This is a genomic window from Paraburkholderia silvatlantica (assembly GCF_003096715.1).
Classification (GTDB): domain Bacteria; phylum Pseudomonadota; class Gammaproteobacteria; order Burkholderiales; family Burkholderiaceae; genus Paraburkholderia; species Paraburkholderia silvatlantica.
On record NZ_QEOL01000027.1, the window covers coordinates 110,695 to 136,129 of the forward strand.

16 protein-coding genes are annotated in these 25,435 nt (G+C 59.7%); 9 read left to right on the forward strand and 7 right to left on the reverse strand.

The features are described 5' to 3' along the window. Window positions 1-330: 330 nt before the first annotated feature. Window positions 331-579 (reverse strand): hypothetical protein, encoded by a 249-nt coding sequence (locus C7411_RS29695; RefSeq protein WP_181431392.1) that lies wholly within the window; start codon window positions 577-579, stop codon window positions 331-333. A 47-nt stretch (window positions 580-626) separates the two neighbouring features. Between C7411_RS29695 and C7411_RS29700 the strand changes: the two genes are divergently transcribed. Continuing rightward, window positions 627-1,601 (forward strand): AbiTii domain-containing protein, encoded by a 975-nt coding sequence (locus C7411_RS29700; protein ID WP_133253718.1) that lies wholly within the window; start codon window positions 627-629, stop codon window positions 1,599-1,601. Here the strand turns inward: C7411_RS29700 and C7411_RS29705 are convergent. Next, window positions 1,586-1,774 carry a DUF4113 domain-containing protein gene (locus tag C7411_RS29705; protein ID WP_110387552.1) on the reverse strand — a complete coding sequence of 63 codons (189 nt, stop codon included), beginning with the start codon at window positions 1,772-1,774 and terminating at the stop codon, window positions 1,586-1,588. The two genes, C7411_RS29700 and C7411_RS29705, sit on opposite strands and share 16 nt — an antisense overlap. Window positions 1,775-2,353: 579 nt before the next feature. Here C7411_RS29705 and C7411_RS29710 point away from each other — a divergent pair. Genes C7411_RS29710 through C7411_RS29725 form a run of 4 tightly spaced genes read left to right on the forward strand, consistent with a single transcriptional unit; the run spans window position 2,354 to window position 6,947 of the window. Continuing rightward, complete coding sequence (locus C7411_RS29710) at window positions 2,354-4,204, forward strand: SIR2 family protein (protein WP_243413393.1); 1,851 nt, start codon at window positions 2,354-2,356, stop codon at window positions 4,202-4,204. Window positions 4,205-4,206: 2 nt separating this feature from the next. After that, window positions 4,207-5,652 carry an argonaute/piwi family protein gene (locus tag C7411_RS29715; RefSeq protein ID WP_110387554.1) on the forward strand — a complete coding sequence of 482 codons (1,446 nt, stop codon included), beginning with the start codon at window positions 4,207-4,209 and terminating at the stop codon, window positions 5,650-5,652. 3 nt (window positions 5,653-5,655) lie between these two features. Further along, window positions 5,656-6,429: an abortive infection family protein gene (locus C7411_RS29720; RefSeq protein ID WP_110387555.1), complete on the forward strand. Its 774-nt coding sequence runs from the start codon at window positions 5,656-5,658 to the stop codon at window positions 6,427-6,429. After that, the gene (locus C7411_RS29725; RefSeq protein WP_110387556.1) at window positions 6,426-6,947 is read left to right on the forward strand and encodes a hypothetical protein; all 522 of its coding nucleotides are present in this window, start codon (window positions 6,426-6,428) and stop codon (window positions 6,945-6,947) included. Before C7411_RS29720 ends, C7411_RS29725 begins: the two co-directional genes overlap by 4 nt. A gap of 184 nt (window positions 6,948-7,131) precedes the next feature. On the opposite strand, the gene C7411_RS29730 is transcribed toward C7411_RS29725, so the two are convergent. The 4 genes from C7411_RS29730 to C7411_RS29745 form a co-directional block, all read right to left on the reverse strand. Beyond that, complete coding sequence (locus tag C7411_RS29730; protein ID WP_110387557.1) at window positions 7,132-11,214, reverse strand: restriction endonuclease; 4,083 nt, start codon at window positions 11,212-11,214, stop codon at window positions 7,132-7,134. 905 nt (window positions 11,215-12,119) lie between these two features. Continuing rightward, on the reverse strand, window positions 12,120-13,787 hold the full coding sequence (locus C7411_RS29735) for a ferritin-like domain-containing protein (protein ID WP_110387558.1): 1,668 nt from the start codon (window positions 13,785-13,787) through the stop codon (window positions 12,120-12,122). Continuing rightward, window positions 13,784-15,070: a radical SAM/SPASM domain-containing protein gene (locus C7411_RS29740; protein WP_110387559.1), complete on the reverse strand. Its 1,287-nt coding sequence runs from the start codon at window positions 15,068-15,070 to the stop codon at window positions 13,784-13,786. The genes C7411_RS29735 and C7411_RS29740 overlap by 4 nt, the downstream gene beginning before the upstream one ends. After that, window positions 15,067-16,773: a hypothetical protein gene (locus C7411_RS29745; RefSeq protein ID WP_110387560.1), complete on the reverse strand. Its 1,707-nt coding sequence runs from the start codon at window positions 16,771-16,773 to the stop codon at window positions 15,067-15,069. Before C7411_RS29745 ends, C7411_RS29740 begins: the two co-directional genes overlap by 4 nt. Window positions 16,774-16,855: 82 nt before the next feature. On the opposite strand from C7411_RS29745, the gene C7411_RS29750 reads away from it, so the two are divergent. The 4 genes from C7411_RS29750 to C7411_RS29770 all read left to right on the forward strand — a co-directional run bounded on the left by C7411_RS29750 (window position 16,856) and on the right by C7411_RS29770 (window position 24,899). Next, window positions 16,856-18,076 (forward strand): FAD-dependent oxidoreductase, encoded by a 1,221-nt coding sequence (locus C7411_RS29750; RefSeq protein WP_110387561.1) that lies wholly within the window; start codon window positions 16,856-16,858, stop codon window positions 18,074-18,076. 537 nt (window positions 18,077-18,613) lie between these two features. Then, window positions 18,614-21,118, forward strand: coding sequence for an ABC-three component system protein (locus tag C7411_RS29760; RefSeq protein ID WP_110387563.1), 2,505 nt, complete (start codon window positions 18,614-18,616; stop codon window positions 21,116-21,118). Beyond that, complete coding sequence (locus tag C7411_RS29765; protein ID WP_110387564.1) at window positions 21,115-21,816, forward strand: ABC-three component system middle component 1; 702 nt, start codon at window positions 21,115-21,117, stop codon at window positions 21,814-21,816. The genes C7411_RS29760 and C7411_RS29765 overlap by 4 nt, the downstream gene beginning before the upstream one ends. Next, on the forward strand, window positions 21,813-24,899 hold the full coding sequence (locus C7411_RS29770) for an AAA family ATPase (RefSeq protein WP_165822915.1): 3,087 nt from the start codon (window positions 21,813-21,815) through the stop codon (window positions 24,897-24,899). The genes C7411_RS29765 and C7411_RS29770 overlap by 4 nt, the downstream gene beginning before the upstream one ends. 304 nt (window positions 24,900-25,203) lie before the next feature. On the opposite strand, the gene C7411_RS37895 is transcribed toward C7411_RS29770, so the two are convergent. After that, window positions 25,204-25,435 (reverse strand): hypothetical protein (locus tag C7411_RS37895; protein ID WP_207786574.1); only part of this gene is annotated, 232 nt, incomplete at its 5' end.

Below are 25,435 nucleotides of genomic sequence, written 5' to 3' on the forward strand. Positions count from 1 at the left end.
GGACCTGGTTAAGCTCCGTTTAGGGGCGGCCGTTGATTGTAAGCCGTTGTTTCAAGTCTGAGCAAGCGGACCACTTCACGAGACGAACATAGGAAAGGGCATTGCGCCGATTTTAGCCGCAGCCGTCCGGACGCTGGGGCACGACTATGTATTCGTCGAATGGGCTGTGATGCTGGTCGGCATGGTGTCAACCGATGCTTTTAATACGGCGGTCGGAGGTGCGCCGCGAGCGAATAAAGTCGTGCCGGGCGTCGGCCGTGGACTCTGACGTGAGGCAGCCGAGCGGCGTGAGGGTAGCGTACCGGACGTGAGCCTGTGCCCCCTTTCTGTCTACGCCGATTGGTCCGAGCGATCAACCGCGTGCTCTGCTAGGAACGTGGCGATCCCATGGCTGCGCGGGAACGCTTCCTTGACGGGTTCTTGGGTGACGGCGCCGGCGTCGAGCAGGCGAGTTAGCTCGTCCTCCCAACGCAGCAGTCGGTGCGCGGTCAGGAGCTCCTCGATCGCTTTGTACCGTATTATCGCTTTGACGTCTTGCCCGACGGCAATGTACAGGTCGGCTACCGACGCGATGCTCATGACTTCCCGGCGACGGTGACAAGCGTGCGATGATACGAGCTGTGTACTTGGACTCGCTCGTAAGCTTCCAGCCGCGCAAAGCAGCTTGCGAGGATCATCATAGAACCTCAAACTCTTTTATGGCAAAGTCAATCGTTCTCGAGTTGCAGGAACTCGCTTCTGACGGCGATCACGACATCAATGATTTGCTCCGGAAAACCCTGATGGTAGCGACTAAGCTCGAGGTTAAGGAGTTCCGCGCCTGGGCTAGCGCTGAACTCCACGGTTATACCGGAGAGGCTCGCCAGACACTCCCTCCATATCGCCAGATCCGTGGAGAGATGAGCCTTTATCATCCGTCGTTGGGGACTGTTGCTTTTCGAGCCTTGCCCCAGCAGTTATACAAGGAACTGGTACTTATCAATGTCACCGAATCCGTCGCTTCCCTTGTTCACCTGTTGGACCGTGAGCAGACGGATAGCGTTTGTTATGATTTCTCGCCTGAACAAGAAAGGATCCTGAAATCCCTGCCGGTCGAGAGCCTAAAGCGTTATAGGGCGACTCGCACTGTCTCGAAGAACAGGATTATGGCGCTGTTGGATGCTGTTCGGACGACAATCTTGGAATGGGCCCTCACGCTTGAAAAAGATGGCATCATGGGTGAGGGATTATCTTTTTCCGCGAAAGAGAAACGAGCCGTTATGCAGAACTTCAATATCAATAATTTTCAGGGCGTTTTGGGAAATGTGGAAGCCGGTGCTTCTGTTACTCAAACGAATACTCAGCAGGTCATGGCGGCTGATTTTCCGTCCCTCGTACAGCATTTAGCGAGCAGAGGGGTTAGTGAGGTGGACCTCTGCGAGTTGCAACTCGCAGTGCAGGAGGATCCACAGCCTCGCTCAATCGATCACCTCGGTCCGAAGGTCAGCGCGTGGATGTCAAATATGCTCATGAAGGCCGCTTCCGGCACGTGGAATATTGGCATCGCTGCTGCGGGTGGGTTTTTGGCAGAAGCACTGGGTAAGTATTACGGCATCGTTTGAGGCCTGATGGGACAGGGGAGTATTCGCCGCGCCGTCGGCAATCGTTCCCGCTGGGTGGTGTAGTTCGGGGTCTTGGCGTTCTGGCATATGTGCCAAGCCTGGTACCCCTCGACGTTCTCCACCCGTATGGTCCCGCGGCCGAAGCGGTCGTTCACCGCGTCGAACGCGACCATCAACCACTCCCAGCGTGATGCGGGCCCGGCGCCAGGTTGGATTGCTCGACCGTCCGGTCTGTGAGGTCCAACAGCATAACTCCCTCCCTAGCGTTTTAGGTCCAACGCGGTGGCGATCCCGTCGGCGGCCGACGCCCCAACGCTCGCCGACCTCGGCTAGGCTCAGCAACTTGTCGCGATCGCGCGCCAGCAACTCGGTAAGGTCGCGCCCCCCGTACCACCAGAGCCCATCATCGCTCAGGTCGATGCGGCGCTGCGTGTGGTCCTAGGTGCGGCTGGGGATGCCTTCTGGACGCGGCACAGCGTCTCGACGATGAGCGGCGCGGCCAGATTGCAGTGATGGGGACGGGGTAGTTCATGGTCTTCGAGTACTGTATGGATATACACATCATCGGGCGCAATCATGCTTGGAAGATGAGAACTCGATCGCAAACCCCGGTGGTGGCGCGGGTTTTGATTACAATCGTCGGATGAAGGGATGTCCAACTACCTAGCGTCCCGAAGTGCGTGCAAAGGCGAAAGGGCGGGGATAATCCCGTACGCCGCGCGCGCCCAAAACGACAATAGACGGGAGCGGCTTTGAGCATTCAAACGGTTTCGGGGTCGCAGTTCGCCAGAATGTTTTGCCTTCGGCCGACGCAATACGCGTGGTTTCTGGGAGCAGGTGCATCAGCCGCCGCAGGGATACCCACCGGCTACGCGATGATTACCGACTTCAAAAAGCGGATCTTTTGCGAGTTGTCTGGGGCCAAGCTCAAAGAGGTCGATGCCGACGATCCGATTTGGATCCAGCGCATCGACGCATTTCTCGCGTCCCGCTCGGTCCTTCCGTCGCCAGGCGATCCTACGGAATACGCGGCAGCCTTCGAGTGGGTCCATCCCACGCCTGAAGATCGAAGGAACTATATTTCCGATGCGGTTCAAAATGGCACACCGTCCTACGCGCACCGAGTCCTTGCGGCGCTTATCACAACACGCTGGGTCCCGTGCCTTTTCAGCACCAACTTCGACAACCTAGTGGAAACCGCAGCGACCGTGACAGACCAGCTCGTGGCACCGGCTGATCGTGTCAACCTGTCGGTCGCGGGTATCGACAACGCGGAGCGGGCGATGCTGGCCCTAGGCGAAAGCCGACCACTTCTCGCGAAGATCCACGGCGACTACCAGTCGGTGAGCTTGAAAAACACGAACGAGGAACTTCGCGAACAGGACAGAAAGATGCGTACCGTCTTGACGACCGCTTGCGGACGGTACGGTCTAATCGTGGTCGGATACAGCGGACGTGACGCATCAGTGATGGAAGCGTTGAACGACGGCTTGAACCAAGCAACGCCGTTTCCTGCTGGACTCCATTGGATCGCGCGCTCCGCGAACGGTTTGTTGCCAAATGTACGGGCCTTTCTCGAAGCAGCAGCCTCGAAAGGTGTCCGGGTCAGCATCGTCGAGTGCCAGACGTTCGACGAGTTGGCCGCAGACATTGCCGATGGATCAACATGGCCACGGCAGCTCGACACGCACATCGGGTCTTACACGGCACCAAGCGCGCTGAGGTCTGTGCTACTGCCGACGGTAGAGCACAGCGCTTTTCCCGTGCTTCGATGTTCAGCCCTTCCCATCCTGGAACTGCCGAAGGTAGCGAGGCGCATCACTCTTGAACGGAGCCTGACCACGCCGGAGGCCCGGCAGATGCTGCGAGACGCCGACGTCTGGGCGATCGTCGCGAGCCGGGGAAAAGAGATTGCTGCTTTCGGGAATGATGAAGAGTTGGCCCGGGCCTTTGAAAAAGCAGGTGGCCGGCTTGACGGCACAGTGAGCCTGGCGCCTGCCGTAGACAGTTGGGCGCTCGGCCTGTTATACGACGCTCTGACGCGCGCCGTCTGTCGACACCGGCCACTGAGGGCTCGTTGGCGACGTAGCGGACATGCGGTGATGGTCCATGGTGATTCCGAAAAGGAAACGCCACAAGCCCGAGAGACACGACGATCAAAGCTCGCGAAGCTTCAGAATGCCTATTCCGCGGCGCTCTACGGCAGCACGCCGCAGGGGTATCCGTTCTACGAGGGCGTTGAACTTCATTTGGAGGAGGCCGCTGACCGGTGGTGGCTAACTTTCGAGCCCGCTACCTTTGTGGACGTCCCATATCCTGAGCGTGGCGAAGAGAAGCTGGACGCCGAGGCAGCCCTTGAGCGTCCACGCTTTGTGGATCCGACCATCGATTGGCGCCGGGAGCGTTGGGCAAAGCGCTATAACCATGTTTGGGCAGCCATCATTGACTCCTGGGCCGACATGCTTGCGGGAGACGGCAATCGCGTCCTGCTGACGACGGGCGTTCCGCAGGACGAAGGGATCGACGCGGTGTTCAAGTTATCGCCTGTTACCGCGTGGAGCCGTCCGAGTCATGACCATGCCTACTTCCATAGGAACGGGTAGCGATGGACTACAACCTCTCGAAGGCCCCATCGTTCTCCCTGCTTGATGAACCTGCGCTGACCTTCAACAGCGACGACTCCGACCTAGACGAGAATCCGCTGCGTGGGCTTTTGCGGTTCGGCGCATACAACGGCAAGACGTTTGCGGGATACACGCCGAAGCTTCGCGTCGCGACGATCGCCCCGGCGTCAGGTTGGCCGAAACTCAAAAGCTTGGTTGACACCATCCGGACTGGGCATGAGGCGAGCGACCGCTTTGCGTACTTGCCGGCGTTCCCCGGCTTTGAATCGCTGTTTCGGGTTCCGCTTGTCGCTGGACCCAAGGAGGTTCACATCAAATGGCCTGACGATCTCATGGCCTTAGCTCCGTCGGGGGCACCGCACGAGCGCCTGTTTGCGGCGATGTTGCAAGCCATGGTGCATCTCGACGCGCTGCACGACCAGTTTGATGTGGTCCTGGTGCACCTCCCTGATACGTGGCAAAAAGCGTTCACCGCGAACGGGTTCGACGCGCACGACGCGCTGAAAGCGCTCGGCGCTCGGTACGCCATCCCGACGCAAGTGATCAATGATCGGGTTTTCACCTTTCGGCTGAAGGCGTCATTGGCTTGGCGCCTTTCTATTGCGCTGTTCACCAAAGCGGGCGGGATTCCCTGGAAGCTCGCGCCGATGAAAGGCGTGCCCGACGGGACGGCGTACATCGGTCTGGCCTACGCGTTGCGCGGCGACCCCCGGTCGGCGCAGTTCGTTACGTGCTGCTCGCAGGTCTTCGACGCTGATGGCGGCGGCATGCAGTTCGTGGCGTTCGAAGCCAAAGATCAGGTGGCGGACCCACGTGAAGCCCGTCGCAACCCGTTCCTCAGCCGCAGCGATATGCGGGCGGTGATGGCGCGCAGCTTAAGCCTCTATCTCCAACGAAACGGCGGGCGGCTACCGCAACGTCTCGTCGTCCATAAGACGACCTCATTCAAAGAGGAGGAGTTGGAAGGCATTTTCGACGGCCTGTCGACCGTTTCCGAGGTGGAGTGCGTTGAGATAGGAAGCAGCGCCACATGGCGAGGTGTATGGCTGAAACCAGGCAAGCAGGGCGGACCCCGGAGCGTTCCCGACCGCGCGCCTGTTCCGCGGGGAACCGTCCTGATTCGGACGGGCAACTCGGCACTGCTGTGGGCGTCGGGCAACGCCCCATCGGCCGCGTTAAGTGGGGCGCTTTATTTTCAGGGGAGCAAGAGCATTCCCAGGCCGATCAACATCATTCGCCACGCGGGACATGGGCCACTCGAAGTTGCCGCTCTCGAAACGCTTGCACTGACCAAGATGGACTGGAACAACGACGCGCTGTATGACCCGGTGCCGGTGACGATCCGCTATTCGCAAAAGCTCGCCCGGACGATCGCAAATGTTCCCGACCTCCCTGGGCATGCGTATCCCTATCGTTTGTTCATGTGATCTATGTCGAGCCTGACGTCACGCGACCGTCGCTGTCTTGAACCGTTTCTCAACATGGGTGGCGGTTACGTGCTCAACTTTACCGACCGCACCATGGGTGAGTTTTTCCGGGAGCAGCTTGGTCTCAACATCGACGAGGATAAGTATCGGTTCAAGGGCACATCTAAAGCCAATCGGATGCGCGCATTCTGGGAGCTGGAATCCGACCACATGGTGGTTCGGTCGCTTGTCGCACTTATTGAGTGGGGTGAGGAGTTTCGATGCTTGCCGGACGACCCACAACAGCGAGCCGCCGTCGAAGCGATCGTCGCACGGCTGAAACTCAGCAGTCCGGTGCCCGAGATCGACGCCTTTACGGCAAGTGTCAACGCGTTGGACTTTACTGCTGCGGCGAAGCATATTCGGGCCGCGATTGAGGCGAACGAGCATGCTACAGCTCTGGACCGCGTGCATGTTTTCATGATGAAGTTTTTGCGTACGCACTGTGAGCGCCGCGGCATCGCTGTCACCCGCGATAAACCGTTACATAGCTTGATGGGCGAATACGTTAAACATCTGCGCGGTGCAGGCCAAATCGAAAGCGAAATGACCGAAAGGATCCTCAAGACCAGCATATCCAACCTGGAAGCTATGAACGCTGTGCGCAACGATCGAAGCCTGGCGCACGACAATCCCATGCTTAATCACGACGAGGCTGTGCTGATTGTCAGTCACATCGGTGGCCTGGTCCGTTTTCTCAAGACCATCGAAGCGAAGACTCAAAATAGCAAGTCATGACCACCCAGAAAACATCCAAACGCGGCGAGTTCAACCCCGATTGGCCATTGCCTAATGAATACCTGCTCGAACTCGGGCGCATGGTTAGCGTGTGGGGCTCGCTAGAATCGACGACGGCGCTCGCAATCTCAAAACTGGCTGGCTATGACTCGCCGACTGACATCCGTGCGCTTGCGATGGTTGCGCACAGCAACTTCCAGCAGCGAGTGGATATCGTAAGTTCCCTATGCGGACAACTCGTCGATCAGTTCCCTCACTTAAAGGAGTACGAGAGCGTCATCAAGAAAGTCCGGGCGGCCCAGTCGGGGCGCAACAAGTATGCACATAACGCGCTCTCTTTGGACAAGGATGACGAGGTGCACATTGCATACATGTCGGCGCGTGGCAGCTTCAAGACCAACGTTGAGATCGTGCGGGTCGCCGACATTAAGGAGGTCACCTCCAAGATTCACGAAGCGGCAGTGGCATTACATGGATTGATCACCAATACCGTAGCCAAACCCATGTGGGAGCGCTGACGGTCGGAGTGGTTGCGGTCGATGAGCCTCCGCGACGCACGTTAAAGGTGCTCTCGGCCGTCTGTCGATACGCCTTCGCCCCAATCGAGCATTTCAGCGACCTGTACGTTTCAGGTTGCGCACGGTAGTCAGTCGTCTGTATCGACGGGGGCAATTGTCAGGCAGCAGTGCTAAACCGGTTCTCTTAACGTCGCCATAGAAACTGCCGATAGTCTTGAATGATGCGCTTGAGTCGTGGATGGACTTCGACATCATCAAGAATCGAGTTGAGAAAGTCGTCGATGTCGTGTCGCTCGCTTTTGCAAAGGGACACCACGACAAGACGCCCAAGGTGTTCGTCAAGCTGCTTCAATGAAACGCAATGACGCCACAACTCCGTCACCGTGAGTCGACGGTAAAGCGATAGGAACGGTTTATCGAGGTGATGACCAAGTGACCGCTTTTGTGTAGCGCTGAGGTTTTGTGCGGTCTCACTCTGCAGCAAAAGAAGTGCGGCATCTTGCGCCGCGTCGAGATCGTCAACGCCAATGCTGAGGTCAATCACTCGTCCCACGATACTCACTTGTGGTTCCGTGGCGTTGTTGCGCAATGCGAAGGCGAGGATGGCTTTTTGCAGCGAACGGGAGAGCCGAATCGCAGGAATGGTCAGCACTTCGCGTAGCTGTTCGACGACACCGTTTGAAGAAGATGACTTTCCATAGTTTGCGCTACGAAGCAAAGCTGCCACAGTTGAGTCCACAGTCGATGCGTCGGTCGCCGTGACCAACAAGGGTAGGGCGGCGGCGCGTACTTCAGGTTGTTGCTCGTCATTCAGCCAGCGTAAAACGGTGTTATGGGACGGGGCCGACATCGCCTTGCGGCGGGCAAGAAACGCGAGTAACTGGAAGGCGGACATTCGCACCGACCCGACCCGCGAGGTCAAGGCTCCACGGATGATCTGGTCAACAGTCGAGAGTTCTTGCGTTACCAAAGTAAGCAGATCAGACCACGCTCCGGATGACTCTACCTTCTGAAAATAATTCATCAACAGCCGGGAATCAGTTGTCGCCGCGGCGAGCTTGAGGACGACTCCAAAACGTCGCGCCGTCACGGAGAAGCTAGGGAGCGCACCTTTGAGGATTGAAGCATGTCGCCTGTACGTATGCGGGTCGCCGCACACAAGGTCAAGTGCCAGCAGCGCAGCTGGTGCCCCATCTGCCACAGCAACCGGGAACAAGGGGAGATAGTTAACGGCCTGGAGCCAGTCGTCCGCCGAGATTTGTCCTATGATCTCCCAGAGGCTAGGTGCGTCGATGTCGCGCACGTATAGGTCTTTGATGGCGTTCGAAACTACGCGCGCGCAGGGTCCGGCGGCGTCAGGCGCGATCAGAGCGCTACGCAGCAGTCGCTCGCATGCTCTAGTCATACTCTTCCAGACAGCTTCGCCCACAGCGGGGCCCTCTGCCATCGACGGTGCTATAAACTCATACATCAATATGTAGAGTCGACTGGCGTCGCTTTCTCGTTCGGCGCGATTTATCAGGGCGAGCTTTAGAGACTGGGTAGTCGGGGTTTGCGTTATGGCGAGCGCACGGAGCATAAGCCGGGCTTCAGCGGCGTCGTGCTGTAGTAAAGCGTTTTCGTCGGTCGGCGCTATCTCCGGATGGACGCGCCACATTTCTGACAGGCAGCGGCTTTGGACGTCAGGGACTGGACCGTGGCGAGAGTTGGGGGCCTGTCTGGCCCTATCAATTACTATGCGCTGAATTTCCTTTGCAACCTGGTGAGGCAGTCGATGCACCTCGGCACTTACGAACTCAAGCACGAGGCGAGCATGGCGCCCGTTCCGTACGCATCGGAGCATCTGTTTGCAGGACCACTCAGCGTCGTCCGGCACGCCATGGCGATACACCGACACTACCAAACGTTCGACGTCAACATAGTCATTGGGCGTGCAGTCATGCAGCGCTTTCACAAAGTCATGTTTCTCAAGCTGATTCTTGCATACCGTCCAGTCAGACTGGGCGAGCCAAACCAGCATACGTGCTACCAACTCCATCGAACGCCAGTGTTGACTGTCCCAAGCCGTCTCGATGAGAGCGACCACCTCTGATACGCGCTGCCGTTGAAGGTTGTAAATGAGTTGGCAAAAGCGGTTAAGAAGGTAGACGGTTTTCTCGCGTGCTGCCTTTGCCATGAACCGGCGCCCGACTTCGTACCCGTTTGTAGCAAGCATGTGCGCGTGTAGTCCGATGCCTTGGAGCCCAGGATGCGATTCGTTTAGCAATGCATCTATCTGCTGTTCGATTGTCGGCGTGTTGCCGGCTCGGCCGGCGAGAAGCAGGAGGAGCTGCTCATAGACCGGTAGGCGAAAGGCATCGTTAGCGACTTCGCGGACTTGCATAACGAAATGGTGCAGCGGAACATACCCGATGTCATCAAGGTGGCGCGCGGCAGCATGCTCAAAGAATGTTTGGTGAAAAAACTCCAGGCTGCCCGTACCGGAGCGGATCAGCAGGTTGCGGTTCAGTAGCTCGGCGACGTCGTGTTCGAGGAGACGCCCGGTGGCGAGTTCGTCAGCTAGTTGATCAGCTGAAAGCAGGGGGGGGCCATGATCGAGCATCTTCGCGGAAATTCGCAGGACCGAGGCCGAAACGTCAGCGTTCGGCGCGGCGAGCGGGCCAGCCATTCGACGATCACCACGTACTCGTGCTGTCCAATATTCTGAATACAGACGGAGAGAATTGATACCTTCCGGCACCTGATTAGGTGCGTAGAGTTCGAACAGCATTCGCAGCGTCAGAGGGTTGAGGCAGACCTCCTTCACCGGCCGCCCGAGCGCCACGAGATTTTGAATACGCTGAATTTGCTGCTCGACTTGAGTCGAGGTCATGTCCGTATGCCGATAGAAAGCGCGGCAGTGGCCGGAAATCGCCAATGCGAACTCTTCCTCGTCATACTCGCTCAGATACAGGCGTACAGCGATCGCCGCGAGCTGCTCCACGGGAACCCGCGAAACCTCTTCAGGGCGGGATGACATAACTACACTCGCGCCCGCTGCGATCAGCTCGCTCACGAGTCGCAGGCCTGCCAGTTGAAGATCCTCTCGATGCGCGAGCACGTCGAATGTATCGAGGCACACGGCTACCCTTGCTCCTTCCGCGGTGCGAGCGGAAACATGCTCGACAAGTGCGGTAAGGTTCTCGTCGAAATCGCCTCGGTCGACCTTTGTCTCGATCATCGACGCACTGAACAGGAGCGCATGCCCCCCAGGCATCGCGTTGTGTTTGCGATGGTAGTGCCATAGCAGGCTGGTTTTTCCGTAACCGCCGGGGGCTATGATCACCACCATGACTCCCTCAGCGCTCGCGCCGGCTTTTCCTAGCCACTCTTCGACGACACCTTCCAGCTTGCGGGGCACGTAAACGTCGTCTAGCAGGATCGGTGGGCCACCGGAATTGCCAGGTGCACGCGCTACCACGGAGAACGATGCGGTAGCCGAGGGGTGATACCAGCCGCCCAAACTCGAGCCCTTCCGTGCAGCAGAGCCACGGCGAAACTCACTCGCCAGCGCAGCGAATTGCCGCTCCGCCCAAAGCGTTTCGACGACAGTACGTACGGCGAAGAACTTCGCATACACACTCGGCTGTTCCTTTAACCATGCATCAAGGTCCTCTGATGCAAGATAGTGGAGCGAAGCGCTACTCAGGGCGGCCACGACGCCGTCGGCTGCGGCAGTCTCATCCAATCCGTGAAGGCTTGTATATTTCTTCCGGGTTTGCAGCGCGCATTCACGGATGAGAGACTCCTTTTCCTTTACGATTCGCCCTGTTTCGTGGAATAGCGCTTGGGCAGGCTCCGAAAGGCCACTTGACGCAGCTAATATGTAAGTGAGCCCTGATTGCAGTGGCACAATCGCCGGATCCACCATTGCCGCCAGAATTAGACGCGAGACCTCGCGCAGTGTCTCTGGCAACGTCAAAGCGCTCCCATGCTTTTTGCACTGGACGACTGCGGCCGGGCGCTGATCCGCGAGCAAGACTACGTCACGTCCGCGATCCGTACCTCGAGGAAGAAGTTGGACGCTGTCGTACTGCAGCTTGGCTGCGAACGACCCTCCCGCTTTATAGAGAGAGTAAAGCAGCAACTCAAACGAACGGTCGGTGAGCTTGTCAAAGCTGACATCGAAAGGCTGCACATCGACCGATGGCGCAGGCCTTAGTTCGTGTAGCTCGGCGCCGATCTCTTCATCCTGAAGGAACGCTCTGCCGGAAGCCGCCGTGGACATAGGCGCTAATCCATTTAGTTACGTTCGGTCGATTTTAAATGACTTTGCCACGGGCGGGATGACGTTCATCTATGCCTGGTGGGATCGGAGCACAGGGGTGTTCAAAGCGGGCCCACTTGAGCAATGTGCGCTTGTTGAAGGTCCCCTCGATGCCCTTCGACGATTTCCTGATGAAAGCCGATCGTACGCCCTCTGGGCTGGGAGCCCAGCCCGAATGCGTTTTGAGGCGCCCGCTGCCTAATCATCAAATACATGCAATCCGCAGCGGCTGCCGAAAGTCACCATACGTCGAACGTCGTCTTTCCCGAGAGTCCTGAATTCGTGCGTCCCGGCGTACGGCCGTCGGGCTCGTGGGTTGCGCGCCGGGCCTCGTGTATTCGAGAACACGCTGTCATGGACGGCTTGGCGGCTGCCAATTTGCACCGATGCGAGGTTGGCGGATGCTTGGTTTGGGCGCGGATTGAGTGCGGGTAAATTGCGTCGTGGTCGATCTGGCGTCGTGAATGCGGAAGTGTGTCGTCGTCGAAGCGATATACAAAAAAATTGCTTGAAGAGGCCAGCTCGCGCCATTGCAATTCACTGACCGAGCTTCTTCGGTGGGCGCGATAGCGATGCGTCAGATAAGGCTGCGGGCGAAGAAGCGGCGTCGAGCGTAGGCATGACGAAGCAAACGCGGCTGTCGCAACTGCAGGTTTGGTCGAAGGGCGGCGCCTGAAATGCGAGACCGCACTTGTCAGGGGCCGAAGGATGCCAAATGGGAGATGATTCCTTCGGATCGTGCAGCAAGCTATATGTTGCGAATGTCGTCTGGCGCGGTGGGGACCATCAATGCCGTGCGTGTTGATGTCCACGTAGAACTGAGCCAGCGGAGCAAGTGGGTCAGAATTCGGTGGAAGTCGACACATTCAAAAGAATGGCACGCCGAAGCCGGAAATTGCCAATTTCTCTGCCTCGGCGTCCAGGACCATCATAGCTTGCCGCGCTTTCACGATATTTGCCGCATCCTCCATGTCGCCGTGCTGATAGGCATCAGACAGATTCAGTAGGATTTCGTCGTAAGTCTTAAGTGCGGCCGAGGCTTGGTCGCGCGTTGCGGGTGAGATATCCCGCAACCAAGGCGCCGGGTTGGCATCGTCGCGCGGCCATGCAGACAAGATCTTTGAGATTTCGCTGAAGCGCGTAAAGTGTTCCATGCCGTCGGCGACAATCTGACGAGCCAACTGTAGCATGGTCACTGGGTATCCCTTTGATAGTGTCGCAATAACCCGGGCATACGCACCGTCGAGCGTACCACTGGGACGTTCCACGGCAACGAAGTCGTCAAGCGCCTCGGCGGAAAGAGGCCTCAAGGAGCGTGGCCTTTCTCCTTTGACCGTAGGTACTAAGTCGGCCGGGACGAGGACGGGTTGCCGGGGGGCAATCATTCCACGTTGGGAAAGCGTCCAAAGCAACTGGTTTGCCCAGCGCAAGTGGCGCATCTCGCTGACGATGACTGCGAGAAGTTCGTGGCGAACAAACGTCAAATCTTGGATTTGAGAGGCGTCGCCTCCGGTGGGTTGCTTCAATGAGTAATAGGCATAGAAATATTCGAGCATGACGACGAGCTCGAGTTTGCAGAGTCGTTCAAGTTCGTCGGCCAATGCTTCTGCCGTGGGGAAGGGAACGGCGCTGGGCTCGAAGTCTGGCACATACAGATCCGCGATCTCACGGCCCTCCAGCACGAAGGAAAGCGTTCGCCACGCACTATTGATCTGGTAGTGGCGCAGGCGTAGCGCGTCGTTGGCGCGAGCGGATGCAGAGGCCGCCACGCGCGATGCCCGATCCGCGCGCAACCAGTCCAGTGGTCGTGTCGCAGCGTCAGGATCGGCAGCCGCCAGATTGCTTGCGAGCGGGAAGTTCTCTCCGCCAAGAGCAATGTCGGGATGATTGGACGCCCAATAATCACACGCGCAGTCGCGGAAATCGTGCATCCAGGGAGAACACAGACTCTGCGTGAGCTCACCCGGACGATAGGCGGCCGAGATCACACCTGTGTCAGCGTCGACGTAGTGCCGACGATAGTGCGTCAGTGATTTCGTAACTGGCGGGAGTGGAGTTCCCGCTTGAGCACCGCTGGTCGCAATTGGATCTTGGGTGAGGACAATGGTGACCTTATCCGGCGTCAAGTCACGTACCAGTCGCCAGATCTGGGCCGGATCGTTAACCGTCGGAATGGATACCAGGGATAGCGTCCGATCGCCTTGGGTGATTGACGTTACTCTCCAGCGGCCAACGCGCAAGTCGTTCAATGCGGCTATCACGTCGGCCGAGAGCGCTTCGACTCCGTCGGGCTTGGTGGCTGACAGTGCTGGATCGCTCGGATCCACTGTAACCAACAGTGGCAGCATCTGCGCCGGGTCGCCGAAACTAAAGATCAGTCCAGGAAAGAAGCGTGTATCCAGATTTCGGTGGTCGAACTCAAGACCAGGAAAACAGTTGCCGACACCGCTTTCCGTTCGCGTTGTAACCGGATTGCCGGCGACGCGATGCGCGGCCTGCGCGGTTAGGTTTCTCGGAAAGAGGTGGGTCGTCATGTCTCGCTCCGTGCAAGTACTTCTGGGCGGTATGTCATAACGTGGCGATAGGCCTGCAGGCCGAAGTCCAGCCAGCCTCGGATGTAGTCGCAGCCCGCCCGACCCACCTCCGTCACTTCAGCGTGACATCCCCCGCCGCAGAGATATCTCGCCCAACATGTCCGGCATGGCTCCTGCCGGTCCACAACGCGCAATTCAATAAAGCGACGTCGTTTGTCCGCGTCAAATCCCGTTGTCGTTGAACCCATGTGGAACATCGCATTTCCAACTGTCCTGTGGCAACTCGCGAAACTGCCGTCAACGTCTACCGAAAGGTAGTTGGCCACAGAGCCACAAGGAAGAGGGCGGGCGGAACCCCGGTAAATGGCATCGAGCATAGTCCAAAGATTGGAGAATCGAGGTGTAGCGCCTGCGAGGACACGATCCAGTTCCAAACGGGCCGCTGCGATCATTTGCTCGAGGAATGGCGCCCAGTCGGAATCGGAAAAGCGCAGCGATGCTTCGGGTCCGGTGCGTACCGGGCTGACGCCGACCTCTGCAAAACCTGCTTGGCTGAGCCATTCCACCCGGTCGGTGACATCGAGGTCATCGCGGGTGACCGTTGCCCGCGCGACGATCCGGGTGGGCCCCGGAGAATCAAGCAGTGGACGGATCCCTGCTAGAACCGCCCATATCGAGTTGACGTCTTTGCGATCGATGCGATGCTTGTTCTGCAAGGGGCCTCCGTCTAGGCTGACGGTGATCGTGAAAGCCTCGTCACGCAAGAACTGCAAGTCCTCCTCGCTGAGGAGAGTGGCGTTGGTTGTCACCGAAAAGGTGATACGCAGACCGGCGCGTTTGGCGCCGGCCTTGGCATACTCAACCGCATCGTGCATCAGTTGGCGGTTCACGAAGGGCTCGCCGCCTATGAAGCCGACCGTGATCCGATCTCGCGCCTGCTCGATCAGCCGATCGATTGCGGCGAACGCCACTGCGGCCTCCATTGTCCGGGCGCGTCCGCCGAAGCGGCCTTCATCAGCATAACAATAGCTGCATGCGAGATTGCATGTCTGGGCGACATTGAGCGACAGGGCTGCAATCGGTGCCGCGACATTCGGCATGGCGGTAGACTCGCCGCCGAGTGATTGCAATTCGTCCAAGGCCCAAGGCTGCTCGCGTTCGAGTCCGTCTTTTAGACTAGGGTCAATGTCGAACAGCATGGAACCACGGGTAAGGAAAACTGCCGGCTCGACGCCCGCCACGAGGTGGAACCAGGAGGGCTGCGGGGAAGTGCTGGTAGTCATGACGGCCGCCCGTCACCTGGCTCTTGCCGTGACTCACTTGTCGCACTCGTACGCCGGCGTATGACGGCGGCGACATGCTTGCGCACGGGGCTTAAAGCCTCGAATCCCGCGTCGTCGAGCTTGGACAGGTGATCGATCAGGTCGATCACTTCGTGGTATTGGCGCCAGCTCAACGACAACGGTAAGGCGTCGGCATCGCGCATATAAGGTGGCATGCGCATGTCGTGTTGCTGGTCGCGTAGCCGACGGGGATCGCGTTCCACCGCTCGGAGCACCTGCGTACCATCGGGTCCGAGCGCATCGGTTGGCAGCGCGCGGGCCGGCGAATCGGGCAGGTCAGAAAAATGTGCGAACGGCGGTCGGATGATGTGTTTGATCCGTTCGGGTTGTTGACGGAACAGGGTGATCATGTTGTCGATGTCGATGAGCGCGCTGTGGACATCTCCGGCGACAAGCGTGAGACCGAGTCCACCTCCCGTACGATCGTCCGTGATTGCGGGAGCCTGATCTGCTAGGGGGGCATCCGCCTGGGTCATCGAGCGGGCATCGGTATGTGGCACTGGGCCGGAGTCTGGGGTCGCGCCACGCAGCATCTGGCTGCGTAATGCGTCCAGATTTGTGAGACTCACAGTTTCAAACACCCTGAGCAACAGGTCGGCGACTTCGAGCACGGTTTCCGGAGCTGCGATTTCCGTTGCGGTCAGGGCCGGCAATTCCCGATCGGAGAGATCATCGGCGATTGACGCAAAGGGGCGGCGGTCGGGAGCGAAGTCCGGTGGGCAGCAACTGACGCGCGCCGTGGCGACGAATCGTTCCGGGCCAACTTCGACTGATACCCGTATGACGCCATCGCAGGTATCGTCTACCACGCCCCAACTCTGGCCACCGATTGATCCGTCCGCCATGTCGAGTACGCCGTCGAAAGTGTCGGACGGCTCGGGCTGATCCGTTTGCGTTTGCGGGCGGAACGAACTCCAGGTAGCAACCGGATTGAGTGTGCGGTTTCTGACCGGAACGATCTCGTACTGGGCGAGGGACGATGCTGGAGCGTCCGGGTCCGCAGCTAAAGTGGCCGAGGGGGGGCCATAAACTTCGCCGGTCGCTGGCGTAAAGCGAAGGCGTAGGACGTCGAGGTCGATGCCGAGAGCTGTATGGGCAAAAGGCTGCATCGCCTGGACAGAGCCCAGCGGAATGGGCGAATCCGCTGTCACAAGCGGCGCCGATCCCGCCACATTGGGGCTGATCGCCAGCAACGCTTTTGGCTTCGCGTCGGTTGCGGGGAAGTTGACTTCAGCCATGAAGCCGCATGCTTGATCTCGCGTGCGTCGGGCTGCCTTGAGATTGGCCACGCTGACCTGCCAGGTCACTGACCCAAGTCCGCTGCCAAGGGAGGCTAGTGTCGTGCCGGTCAATGGCCGCGGTTCGGCGGCATCGTCGAAGAATCCCCAGATTTCGAAGAATGGCGCGGTTGGCCGGATTGGGCCTTCAAGGCCGTCGCGAAACTGAATTACGGCGGGTAGCCGCGGTCTCAGGGTGCCATCCGGTTGGACGTCTAGGCTGACAGCTGGTCTGATGATGGTTCTGCCGCCACCGTGTGCGCTCGTGTCGGTTGCCCAATCAAAGGCATCTAGTGGGATTTTCGAGTCGCCGAATCTGGCAAATGCCATTGGTGGCATAAGCATCACGCCCGTGAGATTTGCCATGGTGCAACTCTCCCGACCATTCACATCGCGGCATAATATTCCTGCAAAGAGAATATCTCAATAGGGGGAGGAGCTCTTGGCAATGAACGACGAAGTGGTCATCGCGGGCTGCGGTATTGCCGGTGGCTTCCTAGCACTACGCTGTTTGCAGTTGGGGCTAAAACCGACATTGCTACGGACGCCTGGTGTGGCGATAGGCGGGGTGGAAATCATTCCAGCGAGCGTAGTGAGTATGCTGGATGCATTGAAACTTGACGACGTATTCGATGCCATGGACGCCGGGCTCGGAGAGGGTATGGAGCGCCGATTTCATGACGGGACAAGCGATGCGGCGCTTGGTCGTTCGCTGCATATCGAACGTTTGAGGCTTCGAGCCTGCGTGATCACGGAGGCGGTGCGGCGCGGTGCGCGTGTTCGTGACGTTGAGCGTCTTCCGCCCGTGGACGATGGTGCGATGTCGGTCGACGCAACCGGCCAACGCGCCGCGTGGTCGCGCCCGGTCGTTCGCTGTGGGCGGGCGTTCGCGGATGTCTTCATCGGCGCTCGCACGGTCGCTCCCGGGACGGCGCGGCTCGCCGCGTTGCATCATGGCTGGGCCTATCTCGCTACCGACGAATTGACGACCACCATCGGCGTGATTGGCGGCGAGCGAAGTTCGCGACCTGCGTTGGATGCTGTTGTGCGCGAAGCGCTCTGTCTCGCTGCCGATACGACGTTTGAATTCGCCGGACGACGTCCGGCGTGGATGCAATGGGCAACTGAACCGATAGCAGGAAGACGATTGTCGATAGGGGACGCCGCGGTACATCACAGTCCGATTGGCGGGCGCGGTGTTGCGTTTGCACTAGGATCCGCCTTTGCAGCGGCGAGCGTGCTGGCTACCTGGAAAAACGATCCGGACGCAGAAGTCACTGCTAGCGCCTACTATGCCGGGTATGTTGCTGCGGAGGTGCGGCGCCATCTTAAGTTTTTATCTGGCCGCGAGCAGGAAACGTTGAAACTGGAATGCATGCCAGAACGCGTTCGCTGGGTTGTTGCGCCCGCGGCCACTGCAATCTCGATTGATTCAAGACTTGTTATCGACGATGCTTTTATGCTGGCGACGGGGGAGTTGGTGAGGTGGGCTGGCGGCTTCGATTTGAAGCGTCTCTTTGAACTCACGTGGAAGGGCGCCTCAAGCGCAGACGTTATCGATGATCTTCTAGCCCAAGGTCTGACTGCTGCGGCCGCGAACGCCGCGTTGACTTGGGCCATCGACCAGGGGCTTGTGAAACCGGAGCGTTCGAGTCTGCGCCCTCGTTGAACTCATTCGTAAATTGAACAACTGCAGGAGGCGTTCTGTCTCGTCTCAACCAGTTTTATTTTGGCGGAATCTGCGGCCTCAGTCTGGAGAACCTCGACACTACGCTTCGCCACCAGCCGCCGCGGCGTTGTCCGTAACCGTTGTGTCAACGTGTAAAATTATTTCTAGTGTGCTCGACGCACGAAGCTGCTGCATTAGAAGTAGAGAAGCGGGCTGTAGTGTGAGCAGCCTGAACGATAGCGAGGGAATTGGACGTGTGCGGGCTTAATCGGGCTAAGGAAAAGCGAGGATGTCGTTGATGCTGGCGCTAGCGGTGGCGCGCGGCAAGCTTTGCCATGGCCTTGGGCGGGTGATCGCTGACAAGGGCGACCTCTTTTGCAAGGTCGCCGGACGCCCTGCGTCAGGGCAGTCTGGCCACGCGGCGGCGGTGTTTGCTGACATTGACAAAAAGACTCCTGCGACTCGAGCTGGCGCCGCGAGGGGCGAGCCAGCACGCGGTCTCAGCGCATCGCTTCCCTGCGTATTTGGCGAGTCGGCGTGCTGACCCCCGCAGATATCATCGCCGGAGCGCGGATCGCAGCTCATCCGGGAATCTACGTGCTCGGATTCTACGATACGCGCATCACCTTCTATTCGCAGCAAGTTCGTGCGCTCGAGTTGGCCCATGCGTTGCAGCACGAGCACTTGCTCCCGGCCAACGCTCGGGTGGCGGTGATCGGCGGCGGTGCCGCCGGAATCACGGTGGCTGCCGGACTTGCGCTCCAAGGGGGGACGGACGTCCATCTGTTCGAAAGGGCCCATCGCTTGCTGCCGCTTCAGGGCGATACTCACCGGCGGCGTCTGGATCCGCATATCTACGACTGGCCGAACCCGGATGCCGATCATGAGCTCGCTCAGCTCCCGATTCTCGACTGGCGCTCGGGGCCTGCCGCAGACGTGCGTGACGCCGTACTTCGCGAGTTCGGCGAGGTTCTAGCAGTGACCGAAAGGCGTCTCACAGTCAGCGAGCGGCACGAAATCACCGCTGTTACCCCAAACGCAGGTCGGTTCACTGTGACCTTCGAGCGGGAAGCGGCGGGTGGGGGACGTCAGGTCGCGAGCCATGAGTTCGACATCGTCCTGCTCGCGATAGGCTTTGGAATTGAGCCCCGTTTCGCAATCCCCAACACTGAGACGGCTAGTTATTGGCGTGACGCGGGAGTTCCAGGGGAGGAGATTGACGGCAACCCGCGGCCGACCTTTCTCGTCAGCGGCAATGGTGATGGCGGATTGATCGATCTGATCGCGTCGGCCAGCGCCACTTTCCGACACGATGACATCGTTCGTGGCATCGCGCAGCGCGCTGGCGTTCTAGCCTTGCGAGAAGCGTTGTTGGGAATCGACGATCAAGCCCTTGAGGCCGAAGCAGGCGGCCACGGGTTTGATTTCATGGCGGCCTATAACCACGCGATCGGCGACCAAGTCGAGGCGCTTGGGTTGGTCGATGGTATGCAGCATCGATTGCGACCGGGCGTCCAGCTCTTCCTTCAAACCCGCGAGCCGGAGCTTCTGTCGATCAGGACGGCGCGGTTAAACCGGCTCGCCGTGTATCTGCTGACTAAGGCTTGCTCGCGTCCGATCGCGGAGAATTTCACGCACCTCGTCTGCGATGACGTGATCCCTGTACTTTCGCAGCCCGGCGACAGGCATGGCTCGCGACGTTTTGAGTGCGGTACGACTACCGTCGTTGCCGACTGGGTGATTGCGCGGCGCGGACCCGACCGCGACACAGTTCGTCAGTGCTTCGCGAATCTACTAGCCGAATACGCGGCCGAGCACGGGGCGTGGGTTCAACGCTTCCCCATCGATAGCATCGCGCCAAAGCTGAACCCAACGACCTACACCCATTTCGCACAACTCGCAGCTCGAGCGAAGCTACCACCGCCACGCTACCAACATGAATCCGTGATCGCCGCCCTGCCGCGTAGCGGTAAGTTGTGGCTGACTGGAGACGGCGCGAGATGGAGCGGTGATTTGGCGCTTGCGGACATTGCGGCACTCTGGTCCGATAGTGTTCCGCAGTTTGACCTCGCCGTCATCGATGCCCCTGAGCAGTTGGGATCGGATCTCGCGCACGCTGTGGCGCGTTTGGTGATCCATGCGCCGCGGACAGACCTTCACGTTGACGTCGCTCGCTGGCAACCATTCGTAGCCGCCTTGTCGAGTGAATCGCCGAGCGCAGGTGGACTACAGCCCCCGAGACTCAGGGCACTCGGTGGCCATCCATCGATTTTGAATCCGGTAACGATGCCGCCGGATGCTCTCGCGACTATGATCAATCGAGCGCTCGATCAGTGGTTGCTTGATGCAGTGCATCTGCGCTTAACACGCTATATCGGACAAGGAGAGGATCCGGGGCGATCCGTGTCATTTGTGGCCGCTGCCGATCTTCGACAGCAAATGGCCCCGATATGGCAGAGCTGGGTCCAGCAATTTCGAGGTGATCCCGCATTGTTGACGCGTTTTCTTGGATTGGCGGTCTGTGCTAAAGATGAGGCGGCGGCGACCCGCGAAGCGTCGGTGCTCGCCGGCCGCCTCCTACTGCCGCCGCTTGTTCGGGCGTGTGCGGTGGCACTCGCGGTGGCAACTGCGTGGCAGGTCACGGCGCCACGTGGCGCCCATCCGGGCAACCTCGTCCGCGACGCCAATGGAACTGGCCGGACAGGTCACGCCTGCGCGGCAAGCTATATCGACAGCGAAGATATGGCCATAGTCGCTCTGCGTCACGCATGGACGACGGAATTCGTCTTGCTGCCGATGCAGTCGGTCCCGCCGACGTTGATTGAGGGCGCGAATAGGTCGCTAGGGAATTCCGACACCGGCACCCCGTTACTCGGGCGGCTAGGTGCCGACGGAAAGCTCATGCTGACGGTCGACTCTCAGTTCCGCGCGGCTGCCTCAACCAGTGCGGCGGCGCTGAGCGTCCTGCTATCAGGAATCGAGGAGGCGCACTTCGCCCGCTTGAGAGCTGAAATCGAGGAAGAAGGAGATCTAGGATCATGAGTGACACTACCTCATCGTCCCCAGCCCAGGAAAGTCTGGACGCCGGTGAACGTCTACTCTGTGGACACGCAGCCGAACTCGGCCTTGCCAGCGAGAGAAGGCCCCTCTATGCCGGCCATATTTTTGCCGGTGCGAGCGACACGCAGTCGGCGCGACTCGAGCCGAGCGATCTGCCAAATCATGTGCGCGGCCTGCAGATCGGCCGCTACGCGGTGCTGTTGACGTTGCTCCCCGAGGCGCCTAACGAAGAGGGGATAGACGACGTTTTGCGGCGCGTGCGCAATCAGTGTGTCGTCGCTAGATCCTATTTGAGTTCGGCAGTGGCGCTCGACCTGCACGTGATTATGCTGGGCCCGCGCGGCAGCGAGGGCGTCGACAGATGGAAAGCGCTCGCGCTGATTGTTGAGCGCGACGAGCGTGTGGCGCGCAAGCTCGTCTGGTTGCGGCCGCGAGACGCGAGCGCCGACGATCAAAGCTTCGTGGATTTCGCCAAGCGAAGCTTCCTTGCCCGGCCGTGGATCACGGGCGCGGTCTTCTCGATGGCACCCCTCGACAACGTGAGCCGTGCCGCTGTCTTCCATGAAGTCCCACGGGACACGGCTGGAGAATGGCTTCGTCTTGCAAGCGAACCCGGCATCGATTCTGATTCCCTCGTCGAGCAATTGGTTGCCTCTTGGCAGCGGCGGAGCGCATCGTGACCAACACGTTTCTACGCGAAGTTCGTCTAAGGGACTTCCGGACGTTCGGTGAATTTACACTGGCCGTGCCGCCGGGGCCGGGCCTTACGCTGCTTGTCGGAACCAATGGCCTCGGAAAGAGCAGCTTCTTCGACGGGATCGAATGGTGTCTGACCGGTAACATTCGACGCTTCCAAGACTATATCGGGCGCCTAAAGGAAAGCGATTACCTTACGCGCCGCGACGCCCAGGCGGGAGTGCATCAGGTAAGCTTGACCTTCACTGAGGGCGGGCCGTTGGTCCGAACTTTGCGCGAACACCCAGCGGCCGATGCGTTGCTCGATTTACTAAAGAACCCCGAATGGACGGAGATCAACGACATTGGCGCGTATCTCGGCTTTACCCATTTCCTGGGCCAAGCTTCGCAACAGCGCTTTACCAGTCGAGCCCAATCTGATCAGTGGCAGGCCCTTAAAGGGCCAAGCGGGATTGACCGGATCGAGTCAATCCGAACCGCGCTGCGGGGACGAGCGACCACTCTTGCCTTTGGCCGGCGAGCGGAACGCGAAGAGGGCGCGCTCAATGCCGCCATGCGGGCGCTCGAGGAATGGCAGGGATATACCGCCAGACTGGCTGGGCTCCAGGCGCGCGGTGTCGCGGCGGGTGCTGAGAACGAGGCAGCCCTCGAAGCACGACTTTCGAACATCGAGCGGGTAATGCCGGCAGGCGAGCACACTTCGGAAGATTTTGCGGAGCGGCTGTCGATCGCACGGGCAACCATTGAGGCGGAGCAGCAGCAGATCGCACGCAACCGTGTCGTTTTCGACACTCTTCGTATTACCGTTGCGCGGTTCGCCGAGGCGTCCGCGTTGCTAGGTCGGGAAGGCGCTCGCCTTGACGCCGCTGATGGTGCCATTGCTACGGCAACGACACATGTAAGCGAGGCTATGCTTGCCGCGACGAATGCCGAATCGGCGGCTGCGGCGCAGGCTGAGATCGTCGCCCGCATCGAAGCGGAGCATCGCGAGCGCGTTCGCATACGAACCGCAATCGCCGAGTTCGGCACACTCGACGCTGAGCGGCGGGCAGCACAAGCCGATGAGGCAGTGTTGAAGGCCGAGCATGACACCTGCCAGGCGGATGTCACGAGCGCGCGCGGTGTGCTATCGCGCGCGCATGAGGCGCAAGCGACGCTCAGCCGGCTGGACAGTGAGCAGGCAACGCTCCAGCTCTGGTCTACGCGCGCTGCTGCATTGCAGGCCAAAGAGGCGGCGTCTCAGATTCAGCGTAAGGCTGCCACGGCCGCCGCCGCTGCTGCCGATCGTGCCCGCAACCAGTTGACCGAGCTTCAGCGCGCCTTCGACGATGCCCGCGCAGTCGAAGCAAACGCGGACGCAAGGCTGGCGGCGCGGCGACGCGATGCGTCGCAACTCGCCGAGCTCCTGTCCGGGATCGCTGCGCATATCAATCATGACGCCACACAATGCCCAGTTTGCGCGAACAGTTTCCCCGTGGGAGAACTTCAAACACGCGCGCGCAACGCCGTAGCCGCTCAGGATGCACAGCTCGCCGATGATGTTCGTGCGCTGGACGCATTGCGTGATCGCACGAAGGCAGTTGCCCAGGCGCTCGCCCAGGCGCGATCGTTGATGTCCGCCGAGGTCGAGGCTACCGCTGCCGCGGTCGCGGCCGAAACGGTGACTGCGAGCGAGCGAGCCGCTATTGCGGAGGGACTTGGGGTGAGTCCCGAAAACGACCTCGTATCGTTGATTAATGAGCGATTGAGTGAGGCGGCCCGCGCGCGCGCAGCGCATATCCGCGATGCCGGTGGCAGTGCGGCCGACGTCAGCTCTGCTCAAGCGCGCGTCGATGCGCTGTCTGCGACGCTGGCGTCGCTGGACGAGCGGCGTGCGTCGGCGGTACAGAGGCGCACACGGTGCGAGACGATGTTACGCTCGATAGAGGAGAGTTTGGAGGGGCACCCAAGGCCGTTGAGCACCGAAGCCGCCGACGCTGCTATCGAAACGCAGCGAAAGCTGCTTGAGGATGCACGCACGAGCCTGGAGGAACTCACCGTCAAACGCGTCGCTACCGCCAACTCGGAAACCGTGGCACGCGAGCGGCTTGCTGCAGCCCAAGCGGAACGTGAGCGGATCGCCTCGGCAATCCGCGATGCTGAAGCCGGGCGTGCGGCGGCAGTCGAGGCTTGGCAGCAGGCCGGCATGGACGGTGAGCCATCGTCGCAGGCGATTGAGGCTAGGGAGGCGGCGCTAGGTGATCTCGCCAGCGCCCTTGCGGTGCATTTTGAAGACACCAATGCGCTGTCGCGAAGCTATGAATCATTTCTCGCACAGGACGAGCTGCGCGCGCTGCTCGCTAAGATGGACCAGCATGGTGGGGAAGGGGCCGCGGAGAATCCTGCCCTCTATGCGCAACAACTTCAGGGGCAATTGGAGGCGGCGCGCGCTGCACTCCGGTTAACTACAGCCACTCGGGAGGCGGTGGTCGCCTATGGCGACCAGCTGAAGGCGGAAGCCGAGAGTTTTTCGACCCAGTTCCTGTTGCCGCTCAACGACCTGATCGATGGGTTCAATCGAGCGTTGCTGAGCGCGCCGGGCGCGACCGTGCAGTTCACTGCCGAGCATACCGTCGAACGCACTTCCCTCGCGATGCAACTGCGGTATGCGGATGCAGTTGACAATGCCCAGTATCGGACCACGTTGCCGCCGCAGTTGGTGCTGAGCGAAGGACAAATGGCCGCGAATGGCTTCAGCATTCTCTGCGCTGCTAGTACCGCTTATCCATGGTCGCGCTGGCGGGCACTATTGCTTGACGATCCACTCCAGCACAACGACATCATTCATACCGCGGCCTTTGTCGACGTCATGCGTAACCTCGTTGAGCTCGAAGGCTATCAGCTCATCATGTCGAGCCATAAGCGAGACGAGGGCGAGTTTATAGCGCGTAAGTTCGATGCTGCGGGACTACCGTGTACTGTCGTCGAACTCGTTGGAGCATCCAGGGATGGCGTGCGGGTCGCGCCGCCGCGGCATAATGCGGCGGCGCGCCACCTACTTGCTAGGCCCGAGGCGCGGATGGCGTGAGCCTGGGATGGCGCATAGTTCTATCGAGCTGGTTGGCGCGTAGTCACGTGGAGCTGTCCGTCACCAGCGATTGGGCAGCTAGGAGTGGTATGGTGACACCTGCGAGCGCGAAAAACGATCTCTGGCGACAGGCCAGCTGAGGGGCACTGTATTGTTGTGTCCAGAAGCATGCCTGTCGCGATTGGCCCGGGTTGAAAACCCGGCACCGACGGGCTTGTATCGGACGGTGTCGGGAAGAGCCTGACGGTACTGATGACAGTACTTCCGCAGAACGCGCTCTTAAACGCCCAGTGTTTGCGGTCGTTCAAGGAAAGCACAGCTTGATTTCCCAATGCAGTCTGTTGAGTTCCGGGAACTGCCGACTGAATTTTTCGGTACCGCTGACGGTATGATCGAGGCAGGATTTTGCGGAAGCCTTGTCCCCGCGTGGTATGGCCGCTGGATTGACAATCGAGTGGGGTGTGCCAAGAACGCGAGCGTCAGATGACCGATGCTTGCGGTGCTTTACCAGAGATGAAGGAAGGGCCCTTCGGAGT

What these genes read in the sequence shown, in the direction of transcription:
- C7411_RS29730 (WP_110387557.1), bottom strand. Translation starts at nt 11,214, where the DNA reads ATGTCCACGGCGGCTTCCGGCAGAGCGTTCCTTCAGGATGAAGAGATC.
- C7411_RS29705 (WP_110387552.1), bottom strand. Translation starts at nt 1,774, where the DNA reads ATGGTCGCGTTCGACGCGGTGAACGACCGCTTCGGCCGCGGGACCATA.
- C7411_RS29725 (WP_110387556.1), top strand. Translation starts at nt 6,426, where the DNA reads ATGACCACCCAGAAAACATCCAAACGCGGCGAGTTCAACCCCGATTGG.
- C7411_RS29735 (WP_110387558.1), bottom strand. Translation starts at nt 13,787, where the DNA reads ATGACGACCCACCTCTTTCCGAGAAACCTAACCGCGCAGGCCGCGCAT.
- C7411_RS29765 (WP_110387564.1), top strand. Translation starts at nt 21,115, where the DNA reads ATGAGTGACACTACCTCATCGTCCCCAGCCCAGGAAAGTCTGGACGCC.
- C7411_RS29720 (WP_110387555.1), top strand. Translation starts at nt 5,656, where the DNA reads ATGTCGAGCCTGACGTCACGCGACCGTCGCTGTCTTGAACCGTTTCTC.
- C7411_RS29745 (WP_110387560.1), bottom strand. Translation starts at nt 16,773, where the DNA reads ATGGCAAATCTCACGGGCGTGATGCTTATGCCACCAATGGCATTTGCC.
- C7411_RS29740 (WP_110387559.1), bottom strand. Translation starts at nt 15,070, where the DNA reads ATGACTACCAGCACTTCCCCGCAGCCCTCCTGGTTCCACCTCGTGGCG.
- C7411_RS29750 (WP_110387561.1), top strand. Translation starts at nt 16,856, where the DNA reads ATGAACGACGAAGTGGTCATCGCGGGCTGCGGTATTGCCGGTGGCTTC.
- C7411_RS29715 (WP_110387554.1), top strand. Translation starts at nt 4,207, where the DNA reads ATGGACTACAACCTCTCGAAGGCCCCATCGTTCTCCCTGCTTGATGAA.
- C7411_RS29695 (WP_181431392.1), bottom strand. Translation starts at nt 579, where the DNA reads ATGAGCATCGCGTCGGTAGCCGACCTGTACATTGCCGTCGGGCAAGAC.